Consider the following 23,286-nt stretch of genomic DNA (forward strand, 5'->3'; position numbering starts at 1 on the left):
TTATTATAATCTGTCATATGGAGCGGACGAACAATTTTAGCTCCTTTACTTATAAATTCATTTTGTAATGCTTCTTGATTGTCCGTAATAAAATAAGCATCTTCCCCATAACCGTAGAGTTCCCTATTCGTGTGGACTTTTTCGTTATTTGCTTTAGTCAATACTATTTCCACACTATCACGGTAAAGGCATATGTGGGGTTCTTTTACATCTAAATATTTAACAATTCTAAATCCCATAATCTCGTTATAATACTTAGCGGTTTCTTCGATATTCGGTGTAGGAAACACCGCAAGTATTGAATGAAGAATTTTTTCCATGCATAATCTCTCCTTTTTATGACGCTTAATATAAATAATCTGTAGTTCGTAGTTTCTAACGTATTCTGTATTAATTATAACATATTTTGTAAAAAACATCTTACTCAATTTTCAAAGAGCATTTTTATAATTTGCTACGCACTTCCTACAAATTGCGCACTAAAAACTCATAAATCTAATCCATTAAATAATACGATTTTACAACTTGTTATTTATTTTTATTGATTCATAACTTATGAATAATGTGACTTAGCATTGTTTTCTCTATTGATTTTTGCTTAAATAAGCCCACTTGTTTTTAATACCTTTCTCATACTTAGGAATTGCTAAATAAAATCTTTCAGGAATAATTTCATTCTTATAAATCTTATATCTTACGTAAGAACATTGCTTAAAGTCATAAACTTTCTTAACCCCTATTGATTCAAATTTATGTTCATATTTCTTACCATCTATGCTAAAGACAACTGAATATTCGCTTTTAAATAGCTCATATTTAACTACAGGTGCAGTATAGGTAGGGATTTTATTTCACATTCCATAGCCTTAATTTTCTTTTTTAAGACAATGCAGATTACTATGAATAGTATCGCTATAACTATTCCAATTAATGAAACCCTGAAATACATAGTTTTGTTATAATGAAAAAGAGAGTCTGCACCTCTTCTACCTTTTAGCAATCCCATGAACGGCATCCCAAATCCAATACAAACTATGATAGTAAAAAAACTGAGTAAATTATTTATTGTCTTGTACATTTACCATGCCCCCATTACTGACAGTTATAATTCCTTCAAAATTGTCTCAGAGTATTAATATATTTCCTCTTGCATCGTTCGTAATATTTTAGTATTGCGTAGTATTTTGAGTATAAAAAAATACCGCAAATCTATTCTCATTATAAATACTGCGATATCCTAACTTATTATTAAATTTTCAGATATAATAACATGTATAAGCAACTCTACAAATTTTGAATTTATCGGTTATCACTCGATTATTAGTAACATATACTTAACTTTTATCTTTTTTTAGGACTAACTACAATATAAGTGTTACTGTATAGTGGCATATATATATTCTTTATATTCCACATTATTTTAAAATCCTTATAATTTACTTTACGGTTACATATCCCTTTTTCATTGGTAATATTACTTAATTTTTCAATAGATTCTGCCATATAAAATCCATCTTCATCATATCCTGTTACAGGAACAAAATGACTTCCTTTTGAATTAGGACTTGGATGAATAAATACAATTACTGGCGCTCCATTATTTAAATCTTCTTTTAAATTATATATACTACCTTTTTTATATTTAGTTTTTAAATTATGCTTTCTTAAAACAATTCGAATTCCAAGTGGTGTGACACCACCTGATGGAACTTTACAGGGAAAATGTTGATACAATGTATTGCCATCATAATTAATGTTAAAATGTCTTAAAACATATGCAGTGGCAAAAGCAGCACATTTATTTCCATGTTGAAAATCAATCCTGTTTTTCATATTAATGCTGAACTTTAGTGGAATTTCCTTTCTCTTTTTTAACTGTAGTATCGGAACAGACATAATTAATGCATCAATTACTATAATCCAAAATATGGTTCTAATAACATATTTCAGAAAGTTAAGAATTCCAATATTAACACTCATACCAAACCTCCCAAGTATCACATAAAAGTATTTATTATGTTGCTTTACAAAGTACAATTTATCATTTGGTTAATTATAGCACATTTGTAAATATCGCACTATTTTGTTTTCAAAGAACATATTTTTTATTTACTGCGTCCTATCTACATATTGCGTAATATTTTAGAATTTCGAAGTAAAAAATCGTAAATTCAATCTCTTGAATAATACGATTTTACAATTTGCTATTCGTTTTTATTGATTCATGATATAGGAATATTACGAATTAATCTAATATTTTACTTTTTCTTATCTCTTGTTATTTTAACATCTGAATTACTACTAATATTAATTTTTATTTTTCCATCCGCATTTGCTCCAACATTTTTTAAACTATACTTTCCTTTTGTTAATTTAATTGTTTTGCTGCTTTGATCAGTTCCTTCTACTATATTTTCCACTTCATTTTTAGGATTAATCACAACCTCCTTAAACTTGCCATTGTCAACTGTTGAATCATAGTTAAATGTTATTTCGGTGTCCTCACTTACTTCTAAAAAACAGATAGTTTCTAAACCAGAAAAGCCACTATATTTTATCTCAATTTCATTGTTCTTTATAGAATCTCCATAAGTTCTATACGTATAGTTATTTTCTTCTTGTATAATTTCATCATTGTTGCTATATATATTCACCTTATCAATATTTTCATTATTATCCTGATTAGCGGTCACTCCACAGCCATGCATAATACTTATTAAAAATATTAGACCCAATCCTAAAAAAAATTTGTTTCTTATATTCAATTTCAATCTCTCCTTTTTTAATAAATATTGAATCAGTCAATTTTAAATAGCTTCGACCAAATCTACCATTAAATTTTATGAGACGATTTCAAATTACCCTTTTAATGTTTTTAAAAATTGTTTTCTTTCATCTTCATTTTTAAATAACTTAAACCAATCACATATTTCACATGCAAAATCAATAAAAGCAATTCCTTGAGATGTTATTAAATTTTTATCTACTACAACTCTTTCATTAACAAAAGTTTCTCTTGGGAAAGGATCAATTTCTCCATATTGCTGTTTATACATTTCTGTCCATTCAACCATAGAAGTAGTGTACTTTCTGTTTTGCAACATATTAGACTTTGCTAAAAAATACGGTCCACCACAAATAGCACCAATCAGCTTTCCATGTGAATTAACATTTTCAATTAATTGAACCAATTCTGGTCTAAGTTCACTATTCCAACCACCAGGAATTATTAACCCATCCGTGGTTTCTTCAACAACATCTTTCACTAACATTTTTGGTTTATATTCTAATCCAGACATACTTTTTATGATATCATTGTCATACGCAATAGTTATTATTTCTTTGCCTAAATCTGTTCCTAAAATATGAGCAATAGGTGTAATTTCAAAGTCAGCCATTTCATTATAGCTAAATATAAATATCTTATTTTTTAATTTTATATCTTCGCTTTTTACAAATGTATGACAAAAGGAACAATAAAAATTATTAGTCTTAATCTTTACTATATTTCCTTCAGAATTAACTTCCTCTGTTTCATTTACAATAACATCAAGGTCTTTAATTTTCCCACACTTAGGGCACATTGCATTAGCCATATTCTACACCTCTTTTTACTTCTTTCATTTTTGTATGCTAAATATCCTTTTAGCAATAAAAATAATAGTTCCAAAACTACGATTTACTATTATATATCAAGTATAGCACATTTTGTAAAAAGCCTTTTCTTAAAATTCCACCAAAAAAAAAAAATGTAAGTGCATCAGGCCGTGTGATGTCAGCCCCCTCACAAAAAAAGTATTATGCAAATAAATTCATAAAGACTAAACAAGTCCCTCAACTCTACTATGATTTATACCAATACAATCAATTAATAACAACATTACTTTCATGCAGAACTCAAAAAAAATAAGCATAGAATATTCTATACTTATTTTTAAAAATTTTCAGTTAAAAGTTCTTAATTGTAGGTTGTTTAGCTAATGATTGTCACAAAAAATTTGGAGCAAACATTAGTGATGCAGCCTGCAATTTAGCACTTTCAGCGATATTTTCATAATCCTTAGAAATAACACTATTTCTGCTTTTTGAGATTCACATGTTTCTATGTGATTAAGCTGCTTTTTTGATAATGTTCAAATATTTCTTTCCTTTTTCTGTATCATATTTCCCTTCCCATTTGGAAATAACGATAACAGCTAATGAGTTTCCAATTATATTAACAACAGTTCTTGCCATATCAACAATACGATCTATTCCTGCAATGAAAGCTACTCCTTCTACAGGTATACCTACAGAACCAACGGTTGCTAATAAAACAACAAAAGATGCTCCTGGAACTCCAGCCATACCTTTTGATGTAACCATTAGTACAAATACTAAATTTATTTGCGTAGCAATTGGCAGATTTATCCCATATATTTGCGCGATAAAAAGTGCTGCAATAGCCTGATATAAGGTAGATCCATCTAAGTTAAATGAATACCCAGTTGGAATAACAAAAGATGTAATAGCTTTCGGACAGCCATACTTCTCCATTTTCTCCATAAGTTTTGGTAAAACTGCTTCAGAACTTGCTGTAGTGTACGCAAGAATAATTTCATCTTTTAAAATCTTCATAAGAGATATAATGCTTGACCCACATATCTTCCCTATTAAGCCAAATATAACAAATATGAAGAAAATCATAGCTACATAAACACTAATAACTAATTTACCTAACGGAATCAATGAAGCTACCCCAAATTTAGAAACTGTTACACCAATTAATCCAAATACTCCAAGTGGTGCAAGTTTCATAATTTGATTAGTTACCCAAAACATTGAATCAGCCACACCTTGGCAAAAAGCAAGAACAGGCTTTCCTTTTTCTCCAATTGCAGCGACACCTAAACCAAACATAACTGAAAAGAATATAACTGCAAGTAAATCACCTTTTGAAAGAGATTCAAAGATATTTGTTGGAACAATATTTAAAAATGTATCTGCAAAACCATGGCTAGATACAGTTTCAGCCGTATTCATATATTTTTCGATACTAACTGACGAAAGTTGTTGAATATTAATTCCACTTCCTGGATGAGCCACATTGGCTACAACTAGTCCTATTACAATGGCAACTGTAGTTACTATTTCAAAATACAGTATAGTTTTTCCTCCTATTTTTCCTACCTGCTTAATATCGCCTACACCAGCAACACCAACAACAAGTGATGAAAATACTATAGGAACAACTATCATTTTGATTAGTCTGATAAATATATCTCCAATAGGCTGTAAGTATGATGCTACAACTGGATTGCCATAAAAAGCAGCTCCTATCGCAATACCTAGCACAAGCCCTAGAAGAATTTGAAATGCTAATCCTAATTTTTTCATTTTAATATCCCCCTTCTAAAATGCTGCAACTTAGAATTTTCTCGTTTCAAAAACTTACTACAGAGAATATATTTGATAAAACCTTATAAGTATTTAAAAAGACAAAATTCCAAATTTAAACATACTTAATAAAAAAACAATAGATTTTCATTAAAAAAATAATGTTGTTTTACTAAATTTCTTATTGCTTTTATAATCAAGCGTTGACATAATGTCTCACTTTTGAAAATTTATACAAGAAAATTCAATTTCCGCATGTATTATAACATAAAAAATCATTTATTCCTATGTTTTTAAAATTCTGAATAATCAAAAAAATCCATTTTAAGCTTATGAAAATATTCGTTAGTGCGACTTTTATAAATTAAATTTATTCAAATTTCAACTCAAATATTATACGTCAAACCCTCTATTTTAGTGTATTAAGCACACATTATAAAATTCTTTTTTAGAATATAGAGTCTATTTCAAACAGCTTCATATGAATCAGAAAAAAAATTTTTATGTCATTTAATTAATATGGGGTTCACAATGTACTAAGAACATAAAAATAAGGAGTGATATGAGATTCAAATTATGAATCTCATATCACTCCAAATGATTTTTCTTGCTATTTAATTATAAACTTATTTACAAAATTTTATATTATAGATAATCCAACTAATATATTAAGTTATGCATATATCTCACCGAGATCATAAATATTTTTATTACGAAAAGCTATGAAAATATTTATAATTTCTGGTAAAGATAAGAACTCAAAGCTTTACAAATTTGTAAGTATGTTTATCTAATAAGTCTAATTCTTAAGTTGTTTATCTATACATTTCCTCTTGCAATTACCTTGCTAAGCATTAAGTAAATCTCAAAGAAATCAAATATTTATAGATTTCTTATAACATTTCATTTCCCTAAGTGCTTTAATAATTTTAACAGTATAGATATTCCTATTTATTATAAAAATTTATTAAACTGTTTTTAATACATCGCTACTAGATTTCTTTCCTGATATCCCCGGTTCTGTCATATTAAATGGATCTAAAATTTCATTTAATTCTTCTTCACTTAAAAGTCCTGAATCTAATATCAAAGTTCTAATAGGTGTTCCTGTTTTTATAGCTTCTTTAGCTAGGCTTGCAGCTGTTGAATATCCTACATGTGGGCAAATAGCTGTGATTATTCCAACGCTGTTTTCTACTAAATCACGGCATCTTTCCTCATTAGCTGTAATACCTTTTACACAATTATCTATAAAAGTTTCAACTGCATAAGTTAGGGTATCAATTGATTGAAATAAACAATAGAATATAATTGGTTCAAACGCATTAAGTTCTAATTGTCCGCCTTCTGCTGCCATTGTAATTGTCATATCATTGCCGATAATATTGAATGCCACTTGGTTTACTACCTCTGGAATAACTGGGTTAACTTTTCCCGGCATGATAGATGAACCATTTTGTTTTGCTGGAAGATTAATTTCTCCAAAGCCTGTTCTTGGTCCAGAAGACATTAATCTTAAATCATTAGCAATCTTAGATAATGTTACTGCACAAGCCTTAACTGCTCCTGATACTGCTACAAAGGAATCCAAGTTTTGTGTTGAATCAATTAAATCAAAAGCTTGTATAAGATTCATTCCAGTAATCTCTGACAAGTTTGGCACAACTCGTTTAAGATACTTTACGTCTGCATTAACCCCTGTACCTATTGCAGTTCCTCCCATATTAAGAACGCGCATCTCATCCATGGCTTTTTCCATACGGTTAACATCTCTCATTATAGCTACTGAATAAGCTTTAAATTCTTGACCTAAACGAATTGGTACTGCATCTTGCATTTGAGTTCTTCCCATTTTTATTATGTGATCAAATTCTATGGCTTTTTGTGAAAATGCATCATGTAATCTATATAGCTCACTTTGAGCATGTTCCAATAATTTTAAAGCTGTAATTTTCCCTGCAGTTGGTATAACATCATTAGTGGATTGTCCACAATTTACATGATCATTTGGATGTACAATGGAATATTCTCCTTTTTTACCTCCAAGTATCTCAATTGCACGGTTGGCTATGACCTCATTAGCATTCATATTAAGTGAAGTTCCTGCTCCACCTTGAATTGGGTCCACAATAAAGTATTCATGTAGGTTTCCTCTTAATATCTCATCGCAGGCTTTTACAATTGCATCTGCAATCCTTTTATCTAAAACTCCTACTTCACAATTGGTTATAGCAGCTGCTTTCTTTATATATGCTAAACTATTTATAATTTCCGGATGCATGAACAATCCCGTAATTCTAAAGTTTTCAGCCGCACGCAAAGACTGCACACCATAATATACATCTTCAGGTACATCCTTGCTTCCAATTGAGTCATTCTCCTTACGGAAATTGATATCTTTATTTTCTAACTTTATTTCCCTTATCATAACCTTCGCCCCCATACTATAATCGGCACTTCTTGTATAAATTATTGGTTTATTATCAAATTATTCTAATTCATCTGTTGACTTCATTATAAGTGTCCCCTACAATATAATCAAATACATATAATAATATAAGTATTATAGATTTTTATTTATATGTGGAGGTTATTTATGTTTAAAGGTATGGAATACGTGTATGAGGTTAATAAGGAAAAAAGCTTTTCAAAAGCTGCTCAAAACCTGTATATTTCTCAACCTTCCCTTAGTGCAACTATAAAAAAAATAGAAGAACGTGTAGGTTTTCCTTTATTTGATAGAAGTACAAATCCAATTCAATTAACGCCTTGTGGGCAAGAATATGTAAAATGTATAGAAAAGATCCTTGATATTGAAAACGGATTTGAAAATTTCTTAAGTAATATGAACGAGTTACGTACTGGAAATATAGCCATAGGCGGAAGTAATCTTTTTGCTTCTTATATTCTTCCTCCTATAATAACAGATTTCAGAGAAAAATTTCCGCTAGTTTCTATTCATATGGTTGAAGCTAATACTTCTCTTTTAGAACAGCAACTCTTCTCTGGTGCTTTGGATCTTGTTATAGACAACTATGAGTTTAATGAAAATATATATTCTAGACATAAGTACTGCAATGAAAACTTGCTTTTAGCTGTTCCAAAGAAATTTGAAGTTAACAATCAAACCATAAATTATCAATTAACTGCTAATGACATAATAAATAATAAACATCTTGATTCATCTACACCTAGTGTTCCTTTGGAACTATTTAAAGATGAACCATTTCTATTTTTAAGATCTGGAAATGACACACGAAAACGTGCTGAGAAGATATGTCAACATCATAACTTTTCACCAAATGTAATTTTAAAATTAGATCAGTTAGTTACGTCTTATAACCTTACCTGTTATGGAATGGGCATCAGCTTTTTAAGTGATACGCTTATAAGATATACAAAACCTGACCCTAACGTAATCTATTACAAGCTGAATGAGGATAGCATTTGTCGTAACGTATATTTCTACACCAAAAAGGGAAAATACTTCACACGAGCAATGGAAGAGTTCCTAAAAATGGCTATACCTGAAATTAATGAAGATATAACTTAGAATTATGAGGTAATCAACTGAAAGGACAGGTACTCTGTTGTTTCGGTTACTGAGAATAAGTTGAGGATTTCTAACATCAGAAGTTGTACCCGTTTAAGCATGCTCCCACAGCAAGCCCGTGACAAGCAAAATAGAACAACTTTTGATGAAGAAATGCCTACAACATATTCTCTAATGTAACACTTTAAAAAAGAGTATCTGTCCTTTCTGATATAGCATATATTTCAATCCATAAGTATAATTCTTAGATTATGTATCTGTATTTGGTAGTTCATTCAAAAAGCTTTTAGAAAATGAAAACACCAACTTTTCTTAAAATTTATAATTTCCCATCTATAGAATAAACTCCCCCAGTATATCCGTTATCAGGTATAGAATATCCACCAATAACTTTTCCTTCTGAAATCATAATATAAACATAAACCTCAACATTATATTGTTTTTCTAAAGGATGATTTTTTACTTTAAAATTATATATATTAATCTGTTTTCCTAAATACTCATTGGGTTTAACTTTTTGTACTTCCCATTTGTTTTTCCATTCTGCACTTGAAACTTTGTTTTCATCCAATATAAAACTATCTACTTCTCCTAAATTTTTCGTAATAGTATAGCCTAAAAATTCAACATAATCTTCTGCTATTTTTTTATCTTTTTCTGAATCTACTAAATTATTTTGAGTGTTGTTAATCCATATTCCATTTGAGTCCAATGTATAACCATTAATGCAAGTATTTTTAGCCATAGAGCCATTGTTGTTAAAATAATACCATTTATCATTTTTGTCCTGAAACCAACCTGTTTTCATGTAGCCGTTGTTTCCAAAATAATACCATTCTCCATCAATTTGTTTCCAACCTATAGAATATTCGCTTCCCTCTGAATACCACCATCCATTATTATCTTGATTCCAAATGGCAAATACTTTTATAGGAAGTATAGTTGATATTGTAAAAGAAATTAATCCAATAGTGATTACTTTTTTTAGATTTTGTTTTTTTATTATCATAATTTCAATTTATCCTCCTAATAATATAAAATAAATTTTATTAATAACATACTTTAAAAATGCCATTTGCCTCATTTTTAAAGTCAAAAACTCAATGGAGGATGGCTTAATAACTTCTGTATTAATTATTTTACTATAGAATAAATCTTCTTGTTTATTGAACCTCTAAAACCATCCTAAAATTACATACCCTGTTTCAAGCTCCATAATAAAATATGGATCATCTTTAATACTTTTTTGCTTATCGCATATTTTATAACCTCCCACATAAAATATTAATAATCTTCAGTTCGCTCTTACTTATTGCGTTTTATAATAAGTTTATAGAAATTATATACATAATTCCATTAAATTCACTTATGAATTCTCCTTCCTCCAAAAGCTGAAATTGTTCTTGTTCCTGCAATATACCTTCCACCTTGTAGCGTTCCTTTTGGAACAAATATTTCGTCACCTGGATTTAATACAATTTCTTTTCCATCAATAATTGCTGTGTACTGACCACATACAACAACGGTATATTCATCAAATTCATGCTTATGTTCTTTAGAAACTCTATCTGAATAGCATGTCCAGAAAGCCATTTGGCTACCATCTTCACCTTCAAAATAATAACCATCAATGTCTTCTGTATTTTGTTGACTGCTACTGATATGATTTTTTTCATTTTTCATAAACTCCGGGAAATCCTTCATGCTTAATACCTCCTATTTTCTATATAAAAATATTTATTATATGGGACTTGATAATTACTAGCATCTATTAGATCATAGCTTCACACAAAACTTATTATAACATTAATTACAAAATATTACACATACCATGAATACATCGACTCTCCATTTTTAAGTCTTTTATTCTGATATATGAGTTCACTACATTACTTTGAACTATAAAGTTTTAGCCCTTATTACCTCTTATCTTTATAAAATGTTTGAAGCCATTTTAACCACACTCCCAATGCCCATATATTCTCCGATATGTTCTAAAATTTTATACCTAAAAAACGATGCAGATATGCTAATATCAGCTATCAGAGACAAAATAAAAATACCACCTTTTCTTAAATCGAAATGTTGGTATTTTTTTTGGGGGCTGTATTTTAATATTATGTTGAAATATAACCTAAAAAATTATATGTGAGATTGTCAACTATAATACTAAATATAAGAAAATTGTGAACTTGTATCTTTTATTTTATTATAATGACTATGAAATTTATTAAATCATTTTCCTTTGGACAATAATATTTTATCAAGAATTATATTAACTGGTACGTATATTAGCAGCCATAATACCAAATCAATTAGTAATTTTAAATTTAGTATTCCTTCAGAAAAATTATAATGAAATCCTGTTAAGTTATAAATAATGTGAGCAATTATAAACGTTAGTGTAACTGTCAAGATATTTACATAATTTTTTTTGCTCATTTAATTCCCTCCTATAATTCGCTCTATTTACTATGTTACATAAAAATTTACTGTTACGTCTTATAACAAAATTGGTACTGCTTATTTTTTATTGCCGCAGATATGTATACCAGTCAATATCGATACTAAAGTTCCTCCCAAAATTGCATATCCCCCAATATGCATTTCTATCTTGGTAATTCCTAAAATAACGCCAGAAATTGCACCAAATGCAATAGTAAATAAAATTGATTTCCCTAATCTATGTTCTAAGATCACAAATATTCGCCTCTAAACTATATGTATTCGTAATTATTTATACTAGTGCAATACTCATAAATTCTAAGTATTACATCATTGCTTACTACTATAACATATTTTGTAAACATCGTATTATTCAATTTTAAAAGAACATTATATGAATTAACTGCTACGCACTTTTTTAGTATTGTGTAGTATTTTGAATAAAAAAATATCGCGAATCAATTCTTATTTATGAATAGTGCGATATTCTTATTTATTATTAAATTTTCAGGTATAATTAGCATCTATTGGCAACTCTACAAATTCAAATTTATCATACTTAGTATATTATTCATAAGATAAATCACAAATTTAAATCACTCTCTAGCAAAAAAGTAGCATTAATATCATGAGGGGCCAATATTGGATTTTTAATAGGGTATTCTATTCCTATATCGGGATCATTATAAGCTATCTGTCTAGAATATCGAGAATCAAGAGGTTCATCAAATCGCATAACATTTCTTGTATTATCCTCAAGTGAAATAAAAACATGTCCAAAACCTTTCGGAATATATATTTGTTTTCGATTCTCTACGCTTAATTCCACCCATACCCATTTTAAATAGTTTGATGAATCTTTACGAAGATCAATCGCATAATCTATTCCTCTACCCTCAATACAATAAAGTAATTTGGCTTGAGCTTTGGGATTATTTTGAAAGTGTATACCGTAAAGCGTACCAGCTTTTTGCGAATAATAGATTCGCTCCTCCTTATATTCAAAATAAATTCCTTCGTTCTCCATTTCTGTTCTATTATAAATAGAATATGAAAAGCCTCTATTATCAGTTTTCTTATCATATTCTATAATTTTTACTTCTGGAAGATAAGTACTATATATTTTCAAAATATTGTTCCTCCTTGCATCAAATCAAAAAAACAATCAGTGCTAAAAATTGCAATTTACTTTTTTGGGTAATCATATCATATATGCAAATATAATACTATTAAATTTCAAAGAACATTTTTATTTAATTACTTCATAATTTAAGAAAATTACTCATTAAAAAAAATCGTAAATTCATTTCTTGAACAATATGATTTTACAATTTGCTATTTAATTTTTTTGATTCATGACTTAAGAAAAATAGTGCATTAACAATATACGTCTATTTGTAAACAAATCAAGTTTAGCTATCAGATTTCTAATTAATGTTTGCATTAACTATAATTATATAATGTTAAAATTTGGCATGCCACAAAACTTAATACTATTATTTTTGTAAACTTTATGCATTGATTTTGGGTCAAGTTAAATATCTTAAATAAATTCTTCTTAACCTTTAAAAATAAAAAATAAACTAAAATTAAGGAAAACCATATTCCAAATATCAATACATAAATATGAGGTATCCCATAAGTTACAATATTAGCAACATCGCCCCTTAAGAATATATTACGGATTATAAAATAATTAAAGAATTCATTTGTATTCCAAAATAAAAACAAGTATAAAACATAACATATAAACTTGTTGAGATTTCTATAAAAGAATATTAACAATATGATTATACTTACAGCAAAAATAAAATTTACAATCAAACCTGCTGCTGATATTAATATTGCTTTATATTGTATTAATTTTGACACCTTATTATAATCAACATTTTCACTTATTCCAAACATAAAAATTTTTGTGCTATAATTAAGATCAAATGGATTGTTTTTAATATCAAAAAAATATGCTGTGATTGAATGACCTAATTCATGTGACAAAGTTGTTAAACATGAAGTTATATACACAAGTATATATGGAATTATATATATACTAATCTTTTTAAATCTTTCCATTTTTACTCCTTATAAACTTATTACCTCAGTTGCTATTAAATTCCATTATATCTAAATTATAACACATTTTGTAAACATCATATTATTAAATTTTCAAAGAATATTTTTTATTAGTTGTTACCTCAATTCTACAAATTGTACACTAAAAAATCGTAAATTCAATCTCTTGAATAATATGATTTTATAATTTGCTATTCATTTTTATTGATTCATGATTTAAGAATAATACGAAGCACTTATTATAGCACTTAATATATATCACCCACCACCGCCAGATGCAAAAGCAAGATATCTATCGCCATCTAAATGCAAATAAACTACTTTTCCATTTCCAATAAAATTTTTTTCTTTGCTATAAATTCTTTTACCTGTAAGTTTATCAATATTTCTAGAAACTTCATATTGAGGCTTTTCATAATCTAGTAATGTTACAACTATTCCAATATCATAGCGATATTCATCGAAATACATCCTATTAGGATAGCTAAATATATTCCAAGTACCATATATCACACGATTTGAGAATGATGCAGACAAAATAATAAGGATCAGTGTCATTATTACTATTTTAATTATAATTTTTGATTTTTTTATTTACCTCTCCCCCTCATATACGTTTATAATTAATACATAATAATTTACTATTACGTTTAATAATAAAATTATTCATTACTTCAACTACACACCATGTCCATAATCTATACATAAATACATTATTTTTTCTTTTTTACGCTTGAACCAATCGCTAATCCCAAACACATACCAATGCACATGCCAGTACCATTATTTTTAAAAAGCAACTGGTCTGCGGTCATCCCAAGGCAAATCCCAAGGCACATACCTAATGCCAAATAATTATCTTCTCCTTTTTCTTCTGAACTTTCATTGTTTTCATCATCAATATCTGTATTTTTATTTTCTTTATCCTTTTCATTCATAATTTCATTCTCCCAATATTTCTATTATATAAATAATCTTTATTTTACAATAATTTAGTATTGCGTTTTTTTAGATTGAGTAATCAAAATACCGAAAATTCACTTCTAAGTAATAAAGCATTTCAATCAATTATTTTTCATATTTTTAGCAACGCTAATCGATATCATTCCAATGTAAAAACACTATATCTATTATTTATTGTTTATGGTTTCTAGCGTTGAAAATATCTATAATCTAAAATAGTCAATATTTTCATCAAAATATATGTATATATTTACTTATTCAAATCCTCTATAAATTCATCACTTAATGTTCCTTCTGCTATTTGTCTCACTTCTCCAGTCATTTTTATATTCCAATATTCATCTATTTCTATTAATAATTCACCACCAAGCATTTTAATCTTAACTTTATTATCAACAAGATTCTTTTTTCTTAAAACACTTGCTACTGCACATGATGAACTTCCAGATGCTAATGTAAAGCCGGCACCTCTTTCCCATATTAATATCTCAGCCTCACTTCTTGATGTAACTTTTGCAAATTGAACATTAGTTCTATTTGGAAATTGCCAGTGGTTTTCTATAATACTTCCATACCTCTTTATTTCATCAGTCTTTAATTCTTCTCTTAAAATAACACAATGAGGATTTCCCATTGAAACACAATTTATTTCATATTCTCTATCATCAACTTGAAGTTTTTCTCCTATTACTTCTTTTGTCTTAAAGTTTGTAGGAATTTCTTTTGAATTAAACACTGCTTTTCCCATATCTACTGAAATTAGTTTTGCTTTCTTGTTTGAAGTTTCAATAATTTTTGCATTCACTATCCCACCTTTAGTTTCAACAGAAAATTCTTCATTCTTAGTTAAACCATAATCATAAATGTACTTACAAAATATCCTTAAACCATTTCCACTTTTTTCCGCTTCAGAACCATCTGGATTAAAAATTCTTAATCCAAAATCTGCTTTGTTTGATTTTACTTTTAGTAGAATTCCATCTGACCCTAAGCCAAAATTCACATTACATATTCTTTGAATTGCTTTTTGTGTTAAATTTAAACTTATCTTTTCTTCATCTAAAACTATATACTCATTTCCTAATCCATGAGTTTTCACAAAATGATTCACGTTCATTTTTTGTCTCTCTTTCTATATCATCTAATTTTAACTGTACAGCAATTAATATTTACTAAGTCACTTTTTATACAGTTAATATAATTCCACTCATAAGTCTTATAAACACATTGTGTCGCATATCTATATAATTATAAAAATTAAATCTTCTTTTTAAATACATAACTGGTCTTAGCAAATCCCATTTTGGATTCATAAAATTTATGTGCTTCTGCTTGTTGCAATCCTGATGATAATGCAACTACATCACAACCATTTTCTTTTGCCCATTCATTAATAAATGATAGGAGCGTCTCTCCATATTTCTTCGACCTTTGATTTACATCAGTAACTAAATCATTAACCCATACATGTTTGCCGTAATATAAGTTTGTAAGCTTAATCACCCTGCAACCGCAACAACCTCTTTATCTACATAAAGTGCAAACATTTTATATCCTTCTTTTTTCATATCTAAAATTAAGTTTAAATATGTTTCCTCTACTGTTTCTCCTAATTCTAGAACTCCTCCATGTATTGCCCAATTACCACTGTCTGCTCTTCTCTGTAATAATGTTTTTCTATTTTTATAGATTATAGCTCCTGCTGCTACAAGAAGTAATGGTTCATTACCAATATGCTTTCTTAACTTTTTTATGTATTCATCCATATATTTTCACACTACCCTTAACAATTCTTTATATGTCTAATTCATAATGCTCTTCAGTTTCGAAGTAACTAAAAGATAATTTTGAATTTATTTAATTCTCTCTGAAAGCTACTGCATCAACCTGAAAGTCAATTCCATCTCTAATGAACTTTGTTTCATATGCCTTTCTTGCTGGATATTTTCCTTCAAATCTTTCCTTAATTATTTCTCCTAAAAACGATAAATCTTTAATATCTCTAAATAAGCAATCCATTTGCACTACAGATTTCAATGTCAAGCCTATCTTTTCAAGTCTTTTACTCAAAACATCAAATGCACCATTTATTTGATTTTCTATCGCTTGTCCCTCATTCTTCATGCAATAGCTGATATAAACATGATTTCCTGCCTCAACAATCGCAGAGTGTGCCCATTCTTCGTCTATTTCTGTTCTTATAATTTCTCTCATTTAACATTCTCCTCATATTTTATTTTCGTTACAAATTCCTATTTATCTTTTAGTTAAACAAACACTATTGCTCCCCATGAATTTACTATTATGTTTTATAAGAAGGTTGCTCACTAATCATCTGTCATATCATACCCAGCATTTTTCATTAATTCTAATAAGTTTTTGGTTATACTCTCTTTTAACTCACCATATTTTTCTTCTGAGTATTCATATTGTTTACTATATCTTTGTTCTTTTGGATAAAAATAAGATGGTCTGAGCTTATTCTCATCAGGTTCCCAATCATAACGTGCTTCAATATGTGCATGTAAATAGTGGTCTAAATTCATTAGTATAGAATAATTAATTCTTAATGGATTACATGTTTTTATAATAGCATCACCTATAAGTGTCATATCAGTCAAATATTGAGTTCTTTCAGCCATCGTTAACTCATTTAGTGAACTTGCCATTGGATATCCAAGAAGAACACAATATCCTGGCAGAAATTGATTATCTCCTATAACAGCAAATCCACTTTTCATTTTTACCATTACTGTAGGATTTTCGCCTCTTTCTGCAGAGCCAATCCTATCATTTTTCCAACTATCCATAATATCCACCCTCCATTCATATTTATAAAAGATTTCATATTCCCATTTAATTGCTATTACGCATAAAAAAATCGTAAATTCAGTTTCTCGAATAATACGACTTTACAATTTGTTACTAACTTTTATTGATTCATGATATAAGAAAATTGCATGTTAATTATGCAATTTAAACTAAAATAATTAGGATTTCTCACTAAATATCTAACTAACATCTGTGTCAACTATAAGAAAAAAGAGCATTATATAATGTTACAACTTGGCATATAATAAAAATCAATGCTATTTTTTTTGATAAATTTATGTTTTGATATATTGTCAAATCAAATGACCTAAATAGGTTCTTATTAACTTTTGAAAATAGAAAGTAAACTAAAATCAATGAAGAACCAATTCCTAATATTAAAACCAAAATATGTGGTATACCATAAGTTACAATATTGGCAACATCTCCTCTTAAGAATATATTGCGGATTACAAAATAGTTAAAGAATTCATTTATGTTCCAAAATAAAAATGAGTATAGAGCAAAATAAATAAATTTGTTAAACTTTTTATAAAAAACTATTAACAAAATAATTAGACTTACGGCAACAATAAAATTAACAATTAACCCCGCAGATGATATTAATACTGCTTTATATTTTATTAATTTTGACACCTTATCATAATCAACATTTTCACTTGTCCCAAGCATAAAAAGTTTCGTACTATAAATAATATCAAATGGATTATTTTTAATTTTGAAAAAATAAGCAGCTATAGAATGACCCATTTCATGTAATATTGTAGTTATACATAGAGTTATATATGCAGTCACATATATAATAATTCTTTTTTTAAATCTTTCCATCTTTCCCCCTCAATAATTTATTAAATAATAAAAAACACTAAATACATCTAATTTCATCTTTAATTATAAAAAATACTTAATTTAAATATAGTCCATAAAGTCATCTACATTCTATTACATTTATTGTAACAATTTACTATTTCACATTAATTATAGCATATTTTGTAAAGATCACATTGTTCAATTTTCAAATAACATTTTTATAATTTATTACGTTAAATCTAAATATTGCACAAACATATAATCCAACTTATTTAAAATAATATCTGGGAATTACATAAAATACTACAAATAGTATCATCAATATACCAAATGAAATTGAAAGTATTTTTAAGTATTTGTCTTTTGATATTAGCCCATTAAATAATTGCTGACACCCAATGCAGGTAAACATTACTGGAAAGGCAACTTTATCAGTAACGAAACCCATCAATAAACCTATGGGAAATATAAGCCCTACAACTAAAAACAATACTTTTACTAATTTAATTTTTCCATTATTAATCTAAATCACCGCCTCTAATTAATCATTTATATGCTTTTAATTCGTCTAAATTTACTATATATGTTTTATGATAAAATTAAGTAATAATTACTACTGTAAATTATATTAATACAACTTTGCCATATAAAATTAGTCTACATATTGGCCATCAACCAACATAGACCTCTTTTTAATACCTTCTATCTCAAATCCATTCTTTTCATATAGATGTTTCGCAACAACATTAGGACACATTACTGTCAATTCAAGTCTTGTAATTAAATTTTCTTTTGCCCATAAGTTCAATTCAGAAAAAAATTTTGTCCCAATTCCTTTTCCACGATGAATCTCGCGAATTCCAACAACGATATACGCTGTATGCTTAATTCTTTTTAAACTCCCTCTTTTGGCGGAAAGAAAGCCCACAATATTATCTTCTTCCTCTGCAACTAATAAAAAGTTAGGGCCACTTACACTCTGCTGTATCATTCCTTGTACTCTGCTGATATCATGTTCTCTTTCATTAGGTTCTAATAACATATATTTAGTTTCTTTATCTAAAGACAATAACATATTTAGTAGATTATTATCGTCTTCTAATTTAGCCTTACGAATAATCACTTAACATCTTCTCCTTCTTAATTTATAATAAATTACTATTATGTTTTGTAAGAATACAGCGAATTAATTATTTTTTATACACATACAATGTTCCATTTTTAGCTATTGGCCTATTGGGTATATTTTGTCCCCTAAATCCCCTTCTTTTAAGTTCTCTTTCAATTATTTTCATAAAGAAACCATGGCAAACAATTAATATATTAGTATCTAACTCCTTATCTAAACCATTAAGAAACTCATTTATTCGCTTTTGAGTATCTTTCCTAGTTTCCGCTTGGGATTTATGATGAAAATTCCATGCTATTCTTGCTGCTATACACCAAAAGCTATGAGGAAGTTTTAATTTAGTTTCACATATAGGTGATAAAGGGACTTCTCTCAATAGTTGAGTTTTTATTATTTCACCTTTAAAAATCGTTTGAGAAGTTTTGATCGCTCTTGGCAAATCACTTGAAAAGCACTTGTCCCATTTTATGTTTTGTGTTTCAATTTTATTTTCTATTACGCCACTATCATCATATTTTATTACCCATTTTTCAAAATCATTCGATGCCATAAATACCTGCGCACCACAATCAACTTTAAAATGTCTGACTAATCCAATATACATTATTTCCTCCTTTTAGTTTTGGTATTAACCAAAATTCTTTTTAACTGATTTTAATAGATTAATTCGTAAATACTTGCATTTATGATTTATGTGAAAAATTCACACTAACTGAACTAACACTATACCTGATTGTTCAATCAAAAAAATCAATGCTTGTCTTATTCCAATTCAAACACCACATTCAACATGGTCACAACCACGATTATCAGCTATTTGACAAAGCTACTTTAACGGAATATCGTAAATGCCGCTATCACTTCTGTGTTGCAATTAAAGTCTTTAAGTATAATTTCAATTCCTAAAAATTCATTTTCATTATAATCAACATTGCATAGCTCTTCTCTCTTACAGTATGTATTAGTCATTTCATTAAATAATATTGTTACCATTTCATCAGTCTGCTGAATATTTATGTTTCCTATACTCTTTACATTAGGAAGGATGAACTCACCACAGCACTTGCTTTCATTAAAAATATTTATACCTATCCAGTTGTTATCTTTATCAAACAATAACTCGCACAGAGCGTCCTGAATTGTTTTGACTTTGCCATTAGACTCTTTTAATTTAATATATATTAGAGAAAGGTTACTTAATTTTTCAAATGTTATTTTCATAAAAATCTCTTCTCCTAACGTTAATTCATAATGATTTACTATTACGTTTTATTTTAGTATTGCGTAGCATATTAAAATACCGCACCACTCTTAATAGTACGGCTTTTTATATTTTTTTAGGTTGCATTATTACTTTTCTTTTGTAAATCTTTGGCAATCACTTCTCTATTTTCTTATGTAATTCTTAATTCCTTTGTCTAACGTGTAGAAAATTTAAGCGTCTTTTATTTTGGTACCAACCCAATAGTCCACGTTAGAGTAATTTTCATCTTCGTTATTACCAGCTTTCAATGTACCATTAAATCCTATTTGCTCATTTCTTTTATAAAACTTCAATCTAAATATTCCATGAGCGCAAGGGCATTCATAAGATGAATAACTATCCCATGATGGCCTCCATGTTCCTGTTAAAGTTGATGTATTGGGATCATAATAACCAATAAGATAAGCATAGTCCCCATAAACTACATTCGTATCCACTTTTGTTAATTTAATGATGATTCTTGTGACATCAAATATAGCTTTGGCTACGTTACATGAGTACTGTCCTAAAATTTCTGCGAATTCTATTTTATCTGATGTATCTTTAGTTCTTTCAATTTCTTGTATATTATAAGGATATTGCATTATTATCTTCCTTTGACAGTTCTTATTATAGTTAATAATATATGTGGTAAAACTTGAAAAAGTTATGATTTTCTTATGATTTATACTTATGTGAAATCATATACCATACTATTTAATTTTTAAAGAACAAGTTTTCATTTATTACATTGAATCTACAGTTTGAATATTGATTCATAATATACATATAATAATAATGTATTATCGATTGAACTAAAACCTTACTATTTGCCCCTTTATTGGGGCTTTTTTATTTTAAATTTTAGTATTGAGTGCTACTCTCTATGGTTCCCATATTGTAATATGATAACTTATTTTCTTCCATATCAATTCCACCTTTCACTTACTTCGCATTTTCTACATATGACATAGATTATATTAATAATCTATTTGGTATATTTTACTCTTTAGATATAAATTCTTCTAATACCTTCATAGCAAATCTCGCATTTGGATAGGTAATAGAACCACCACCAATTACACCAACCTTTATTGCTTCCATAATCTCCTGCATACTCGTTCCAGCATCCATACACCCCTCAATATGATAACAAATACACTCATTACAACGACTAACTACTGAAATTGCTAATCCCATAAGTTCTTTGTGCTTTTTATCTATTGCACCAGCAGAATATGTTTTATCATCCAATTCTCCAAATTCCTTAAAGAAGTCATCAGTCTGAATAAGTTTCAGATTGTACTCTTTTCGATACTCTTTCATCTCTTTAATATTCATCGCTATTCCCCCCTATTATATAGATAAAGTTTACTTCATAATAATTTACTATTGCTCATCAGGCAGTTTTATATAACACTTATTATAACATCATTTACAAAATATTACACAAGCCATACATACATTGGTTCTCTATTTTTAAGCCTTTTATTCTGATACATGAGCATACTACATCACTTTGATTTATAAAGTTGTTAGCCTTTATTCCCCATTTATCTGCATCAAGTATTTTTATTCATTTAAAACACGCTACCAACATCCACATATGCTCTGATATCGTCTGAAATTTTGTGCTTATAATAAGATGATTTATTCTAATATCAACTATCAAGACAAAAATAAAAATACCAACTTTTCTTAAATTGAAATGTTGGTATCTTTATTTTGAGCTGTATTTTAATAAGAGAATATTTTAACTATTTTCGTATGCAGTCATTTTTACTCTCTCCCTTTTGATCACTGCTTCTAACTTTAATTTCAGGTATGTAATGTTATACTTTCTTATATTTATACATAATAGTTGAACCATTATTTTTATTAAATACTGGTATGCATGTTCTATACTCATATCCAAGTTTGTAATAAAATTTATGAGAACTTTTGGAAGATGGAATTTCAATTAAATTGCTGTCATCACACAATTCATCAAGTTCAAGATAATGTACTCAGATTACAAAAAAATATCTATCAATACCTAACACTTACTGATTTTAAAATAGTTCTTTAAAAAACTTAGCAATTCCATTAGTAATGATACTTATGAATTGTGTTAGCCTTCCAAAAATCATCCCAATTATTATCATGATCAATACAAAAACTACACCCGCGACTGTTTGCATTGAAATCCCTCTCTTCTACAACTTTTTATCTAATCATTCATATTTTTAGAAAATGGATCATAGCTACTATTTTCATTCCATGAATATTCAATACTTTGACTAATCTCTAATGCTTTTTCTTTTCCTATTAAGTCTTCTATCAAACCCAATGCCATATCAATTCCTGCGGATACTCCAGAAGATGTATATATGTTACCATCCCTTACCCATCTTGATTCTTTTACCCACAGTACATCTTCATTTTGTTCTGTAACCCATTTAAATGCTCTTTTATTTGATGTTGCTCTTTTCCCATTTAAAATTCCTGCTTTAGCAAGTAAAGCTGAACCTGTGCATACACTAATTATATATTTTGATTCTTTGGACATGTTTTCAATGAAATTTATAAAATCATCATCATTAACTTTTTCTCTTGTACCACTTCCACCTGGTACAAATAAAATTTTCAAAGTATCATTGTCTCTTGTATATAAATTAGTATCAACTCTCACTTTTTGAGAACTTTCAATAATACCACCATCAACCGATATAAAATTCAATTTAAAAATATCCGGTAATCGTCCAAATATTTCAACAGGACCAAATACATCCAATGTTTCAAATTCATCAAATAAAAGTATATCAACTCTATAATTCATGTTATCAACTCCCCATTTTATAGTTTTAGAAACAGCTCACATCA

29 protein-coding genes are annotated in these 23,286 nt (G+C 28.2%); 1 reads left to right on the forward strand and 28 read right to left on the reverse strand.

Going from position 1 to position 23,286, the window contains the following annotated elements; genetic code table 11:
* The 7 genes from T483_RS0116615 to T483_RS0116645 form a co-directional block, all read right to left on the reverse strand.
* The coding region (locus T483_RS0116615) for a VOC family protein (protein WP_026887864.1) at positions 1 to 320 on the reverse strand (320 nt) is incomplete at its 3' end.
* A 500-nt stretch (positions 321 to 820) separates the two neighbouring features.
* On the reverse strand, positions 821 to 1,078 hold the full coding sequence (locus T483_RS0116620; RefSeq protein ID WP_026887865.1) for a hypothetical protein: 258 nt from the start codon (positions 1,076 to 1,078) through the stop codon (positions 821 to 823).
* Positions 1,079 to 1,341: 263 nt separating this feature from the next.
* Complete coding sequence (locus T483_RS0116625; RefSeq protein WP_051560421.1) at positions 1,342 to 1,980, reverse strand: cysteine peptidase family C39 domain-containing protein; 639 nt, start codon at positions 1,978 to 1,980, stop codon at positions 1,342 to 1,344.
* A 278-nt stretch (positions 1,981 to 2,258) separates the two neighbouring features.
* Positions 2,259 to 2,765 (reverse strand): hypothetical protein, encoded by a 507-nt coding sequence (locus tag T483_RS0116630; RefSeq protein ID WP_026887867.1) that lies wholly within the window; start codon positions 2,763 to 2,765, stop codon positions 2,259 to 2,261.
* A 93-nt stretch (positions 2,766 to 2,858) separates the two neighbouring features.
* A complete protein-coding gene (locus T483_RS0116635) occupies positions 2,859 to 3,596 on the reverse strand; it encodes a DJ-1/PfpI family protein (RefSeq protein ID WP_080697028.1) in 738 nt (245 codons plus the stop codon).
* Between the two features lie 514 nt (positions 3,597 to 4,110).
* Positions 4,111 to 5,376 (reverse strand): cation:dicarboxylate symporter family transporter, encoded by a 1,266-nt coding sequence (locus tag T483_RS0116640; protein WP_012059400.1) that lies wholly within the window; start codon positions 5,374 to 5,376, stop codon positions 4,111 to 4,113.
* A gap of 967 nt (positions 5,377 to 6,343) precedes the next feature.
* Positions 6,344 to 7,804: an aspartate ammonia-lyase gene (locus tag T483_RS0116645; RefSeq protein WP_026887869.1), complete on the reverse strand. Its 1,461-nt coding sequence runs from the start codon at positions 7,802 to 7,804 to the stop codon at positions 6,344 to 6,346.
* Between the two features lie 168 nt (positions 7,805 to 7,972).
* On the opposite strand from T483_RS0116645, the gene T483_RS0116650 reads away from it, so the two are divergent.
* A complete protein-coding gene (locus T483_RS0116650; RefSeq protein ID WP_026887870.1) occupies positions 7,973 to 8,929 on the forward strand; it encodes a LysR family transcriptional regulator in 957 nt (318 codons plus the stop codon).
* 319 nt (positions 8,930 to 9,248) lie between these two features.
* On the opposite strand, the gene T483_RS30175 is transcribed toward T483_RS0116650, so the two are convergent.
* The 21 genes from T483_RS30175 to T483_RS0116760 form a co-directional block, all read right to left on the reverse strand.
* Positions 9,249 to 9,938 carry a DUF4830 domain-containing protein gene (locus T483_RS30175; RefSeq protein WP_155268506.1) on the reverse strand — a complete coding sequence of 230 codons (690 nt, stop codon included), beginning with the start codon at positions 9,936 to 9,938 and terminating at the stop codon, positions 9,249 to 9,251.
* Positions 9,939 to 10,291: 353 nt separating this feature from the next.
* On the reverse strand, positions 10,292 to 10,633 hold the full coding sequence (locus T483_RS0116660; RefSeq protein ID WP_026887871.1) for a cupin domain-containing protein: 342 nt from the start codon (positions 10,631 to 10,633) through the stop codon (positions 10,292 to 10,294).
* A gap of 531 nt (positions 10,634 to 11,164) precedes the next feature.
* On the reverse strand, positions 11,165 to 11,371 hold the full coding sequence (locus tag T483_RS0116670; protein ID WP_026887872.1) for a hypothetical protein: 207 nt from the start codon (positions 11,369 to 11,371) through the stop codon (positions 11,165 to 11,167).
* An 81-nt stretch (positions 11,372 to 11,452) separates the two neighbouring features.
* Positions 11,453 to 11,629: a hypothetical protein gene (locus T483_RS31130; protein ID WP_155268507.1), complete on the reverse strand. Its 177-nt coding sequence runs from the start codon at positions 11,627 to 11,629 to the stop codon at positions 11,453 to 11,455.
* Between the two features lie 328 nt (positions 11,630 to 11,957).
* Positions 11,958 to 12,503, reverse strand: a complete 546-nt coding sequence (locus T483_RS0116680) for a dTDP-4-dehydrorhamnose 3,5-epimerase family protein (protein WP_026887873.1) — start codon at positions 12,501 to 12,503, stop codon at positions 11,958 to 11,960.
* A gap of 314 nt (positions 12,504 to 12,817) precedes the next feature.
* Positions 12,818 to 13,447 carry a site-2 protease family protein gene (locus T483_RS0116685; protein WP_026887874.1) on the reverse strand — a complete coding sequence of 210 codons (630 nt, stop codon included), beginning with the start codon at positions 13,445 to 13,447 and terminating at the stop codon, positions 12,818 to 12,820.
* A 258-nt stretch (positions 13,448 to 13,705) separates the two neighbouring features.
* Positions 13,706 to 13,918: a hypothetical protein gene (locus T483_RS0116690; protein WP_026887875.1), complete on the reverse strand. Its 213-nt coding sequence runs from the start codon at positions 13,916 to 13,918 to the stop codon at positions 13,706 to 13,708.
* A gap of 242 nt (positions 13,919 to 14,160) precedes the next feature.
* The gene (locus T483_RS29320; RefSeq protein WP_051560425.1) at positions 14,161 to 14,385 is read right to left on the reverse strand and encodes a hypothetical protein; all 225 of its coding nucleotides are present in this window, start codon (positions 14,383 to 14,385) and stop codon (positions 14,161 to 14,163) included.
* A 275-nt stretch (positions 14,386 to 14,660) separates the two neighbouring features.
* A complete protein-coding gene (gene dapF / locus T483_RS0116700) occupies positions 14,661 to 15,527 on the reverse strand; it encodes a diaminopimelate epimerase (RefSeq protein ID WP_026887876.1) in 867 nt (288 codons plus the stop codon).
* A gap of 140 nt (positions 15,528 to 15,667) precedes the next feature.
* Positions 15,668 to 15,913, reverse strand: a complete 246-nt coding sequence (locus tag T483_RS31135; RefSeq protein WP_155268508.1) for a GNAT family N-acetyltransferase — start codon at positions 15,911 to 15,913, stop codon at positions 15,668 to 15,670.
* Positions 15,910 to 16,176, reverse strand: a complete 267-nt coding sequence (locus T483_RS31140; RefSeq protein ID WP_155268509.1) for an NUDIX domain-containing protein — start codon at positions 16,174 to 16,176, stop codon at positions 15,910 to 15,912. The genes T483_RS31135 and T483_RS31140 overlap by 4 nt, the downstream gene beginning before the upstream one ends.
* A 91-nt stretch (positions 16,177 to 16,267) precedes the next feature.
* Positions 16,268 to 16,624 carry a RidA family protein gene (locus T483_RS0116715; RefSeq protein ID WP_026887877.1) on the reverse strand — a complete coding sequence of 119 codons (357 nt, stop codon included), beginning with the start codon at positions 16,622 to 16,624 and terminating at the stop codon, positions 16,268 to 16,270.
* Positions 16,625 to 16,737: 113 nt separating this feature from the next.
* The gene (locus T483_RS0116720; RefSeq protein ID WP_026887878.1) at positions 16,738 to 17,220 is read right to left on the reverse strand and encodes an HIT family protein; all 483 of its coding nucleotides are present in this window, start codon (positions 17,218 to 17,220) and stop codon (positions 16,738 to 16,740) included.
* A gap of 217 nt (positions 17,221 to 17,437) precedes the next feature.
* Complete coding sequence (locus tag T483_RS0116725) at positions 17,438 to 18,070, reverse strand: site-2 protease family protein (RefSeq protein ID WP_026887879.1); 633 nt, start codon at positions 18,068 to 18,070, stop codon at positions 17,438 to 17,440.
* Between the two features lie 634 nt (positions 18,071 to 18,704).
* Positions 18,705 to 19,175: a GNAT family N-acetyltransferase gene (locus T483_RS0116730; protein WP_026887880.1), complete on the reverse strand. Its 471-nt coding sequence runs from the start codon at positions 19,173 to 19,175 to the stop codon at positions 18,705 to 18,707.
* 67 nt (positions 19,176 to 19,242) lie between these two features.
* Positions 19,243 to 19,785 carry a histidine phosphatase family protein gene (locus T483_RS0116735; protein ID WP_026887881.1) on the reverse strand — a complete coding sequence of 181 codons (543 nt, stop codon included), beginning with the start codon at positions 19,783 to 19,785 and terminating at the stop codon, positions 19,243 to 19,245.
* A 227-nt stretch (positions 19,786 to 20,012) separates the two neighbouring features.
* On the reverse strand, positions 20,013 to 20,402 hold the full coding sequence (locus T483_RS0116740) for a hypothetical protein (protein ID WP_026887882.1): 390 nt from the start codon (positions 20,400 to 20,402) through the stop codon (positions 20,013 to 20,015).
* A gap of 213 nt (positions 20,403 to 20,615) precedes the next feature.
* Complete coding sequence (locus T483_RS0116745; RefSeq protein ID WP_051560427.1) at positions 20,616 to 21,029, reverse strand: hypothetical protein; 414 nt, start codon at positions 21,027 to 21,029, stop codon at positions 20,616 to 20,618.
* A 397-nt stretch (positions 21,030 to 21,426) separates the two neighbouring features.
* A complete protein-coding gene (locus T483_RS0116750) occupies positions 21,427 to 21,765 on the reverse strand; it encodes a carboxymuconolactone decarboxylase family protein (RefSeq protein WP_026887884.1) in 339 nt (112 codons plus the stop codon).
* Between the two features lie 710 nt (positions 21,766 to 22,475).
* Positions 22,476 to 22,604 carry a hypothetical protein gene (locus tag T483_RS32490; RefSeq protein WP_278247446.1) on the reverse strand — a complete coding sequence of 43 codons (129 nt, stop codon included), beginning with the start codon at positions 22,602 to 22,604 and terminating at the stop codon, positions 22,476 to 22,478.
* A gap of 29 nt (positions 22,605 to 22,633) precedes the next feature.
* Complete coding sequence (locus tag T483_RS0116760; RefSeq protein WP_026887885.1) at positions 22,634 to 23,242, reverse strand: DJ-1/PfpI family protein; 609 nt, start codon at positions 23,240 to 23,242, stop codon at positions 22,634 to 22,636.
* Positions 23,243 to 23,286: the final 44 nt, after the last annotated feature.

This window comes from Clostridium beijerinckii HUN142 (assembly GCF_000621745.1).
GTDB classification, from domain to species: Bacteria; Bacillota; Clostridia; order Clostridiales; family Clostridiaceae; genus Clostridium; species Clostridium beijerinckii_A.

Excerpts from the sequence above, each read along its gene's own strand:
- T483_RS0116625 (WP_051560421.1), bottom strand. The coding sequence starts at position 1,980 with ATGAGTGTTAATATTGGAATTCTTAACTTTCTGAAATATGTTATTAGA.
- T483_RS0116645 (WP_026887869.1), bottom strand. The coding sequence starts at position 7,804 with ATGATAAGGGAAATAAAGTTAGAAAATAAAGATATCAATTTCCGTAAG.
- T483_RS30175 (WP_155268506.1), bottom strand. The coding sequence starts at position 9,938 with ATGATAATAAAAAAACAAAATCTAAAAAAAGTAATCACTATTGGATTA.
- T483_RS0116640 (WP_012059400.1), bottom strand. The coding sequence starts at position 5,376 with ATGAAAAAATTAGGATTAGCATTTCAAATTCTTCTAGGGCTTGTGCTA.
- T483_RS0116715 (WP_026887877.1), bottom strand. The coding sequence starts at position 16,624 with ATGAGAGAAATTATAAGAACAGAAATAGACGAAGAATGGGCACACTCT.
- T483_RS0116740 (WP_026887882.1), bottom strand. The coding sequence starts at position 20,402 with ATGAAAATAACATTTGAAAAATTAAGTAACCTTTCTCTAATATATATT.
- T483_RS29320 (WP_051560425.1), bottom strand. The coding sequence starts at position 14,385 with ATGAATGAAAAGGATAAAGAAAATAAAAATACAGATATTGATGATGAA.
- T483_RS0116720 (WP_026887878.1), bottom strand. The coding sequence starts at position 17,220 with ATGGATAGTTGGAAAAATGATAGGATTGGCTCTGCAGAAAGAGGCGAA.
- T483_RS0116735 (WP_026887881.1), bottom strand. The coding sequence starts at position 19,785 with ATGTATATTGGATTAGTCAGACATTTTAAAGTTGATTGTGGTGCGCAG.
- T483_RS31140 (WP_155268509.1), bottom strand. The coding sequence starts at position 16,176 with ATGGATGAATACATAAAAAAGTTAAGAAAGCATATTGGTAATGAACCA.
- T483_RS0116685 (WP_026887874.1), bottom strand. The coding sequence starts at position 13,447 with ATGGAAAGATTTAAAAAGATTAGTATATATATAATTCCATATATACTT.
- T483_RS32490 (WP_278247446.1), bottom strand. The coding sequence starts at position 22,604 with ATGCAAACAGTCGCGGGTGTAGTTTTTGTATTGATCATGATAATAATT.
- dapF (WP_026887876.1), bottom strand. The coding sequence starts at position 15,527 with ATGAACGTGAATCATTTTGTGAAAACTCATGGATTAGGAAATGAGTAT.
- T483_RS0116635 (WP_080697028.1), bottom strand. The coding sequence starts at position 3,596 with ATGGCTAATGCAATGTGCCCTAAGTGTGGGAAAATTAAAGACCTTGAT.
- T483_RS0116620 (WP_026887865.1), bottom strand. The coding sequence starts at position 1,078 with ATGTACAAGACAATAAATAATTTACTCAGTTTTTTTACTATCATAGTT.
- T483_RS0116660 (WP_026887871.1), bottom strand. The coding sequence starts at position 10,633 with ATGAAGGATTTCCCGGAGTTTATGAAAAATGAAAAAAATCATATCAGT.
- T483_RS0116760 (WP_026887885.1), bottom strand. The coding sequence starts at position 23,242 with ATGAATTATAGAGTTGATATACTTTTATTTGATGAATTTGAAACATTG.
- T483_RS0116725 (WP_026887879.1), bottom strand. The coding sequence starts at position 18,070 with ATGGAAAGATTTAAAAAAAGAATTATTATATATGTGACTGCATATATA.
- T483_RS0116670 (WP_026887872.1), bottom strand. The coding sequence starts at position 11,371 with ATGAGCAAAAAAAATTATGTAAATATCTTGACAGTTACACTAACGTTT.
- T483_RS0116690 (WP_026887875.1), bottom strand. The coding sequence starts at position 13,918 with ATGTATTTCGATGAATATCGCTATGATATTGGAATAGTTGTAACATTA.
- T483_RS0116750 (WP_026887884.1), bottom strand. The coding sequence starts at position 21,765 with ATGAATATTAAAGAGATGAAAGAGTATCGAAAAGAGTACAATCTGAAA.
- T483_RS0116650 (WP_026887870.1), top strand. The coding sequence starts at position 7,973 with ATGTTTAAAGGTATGGAATACGTGTATGAGGTTAATAAGGAAAAAAGC.
- T483_RS0116745 (WP_051560427.1), bottom strand. The coding sequence starts at position 21,029 with ATGCAATATCCTTATAATATACAAGAAATTGAAAGAACTAAAGATACA.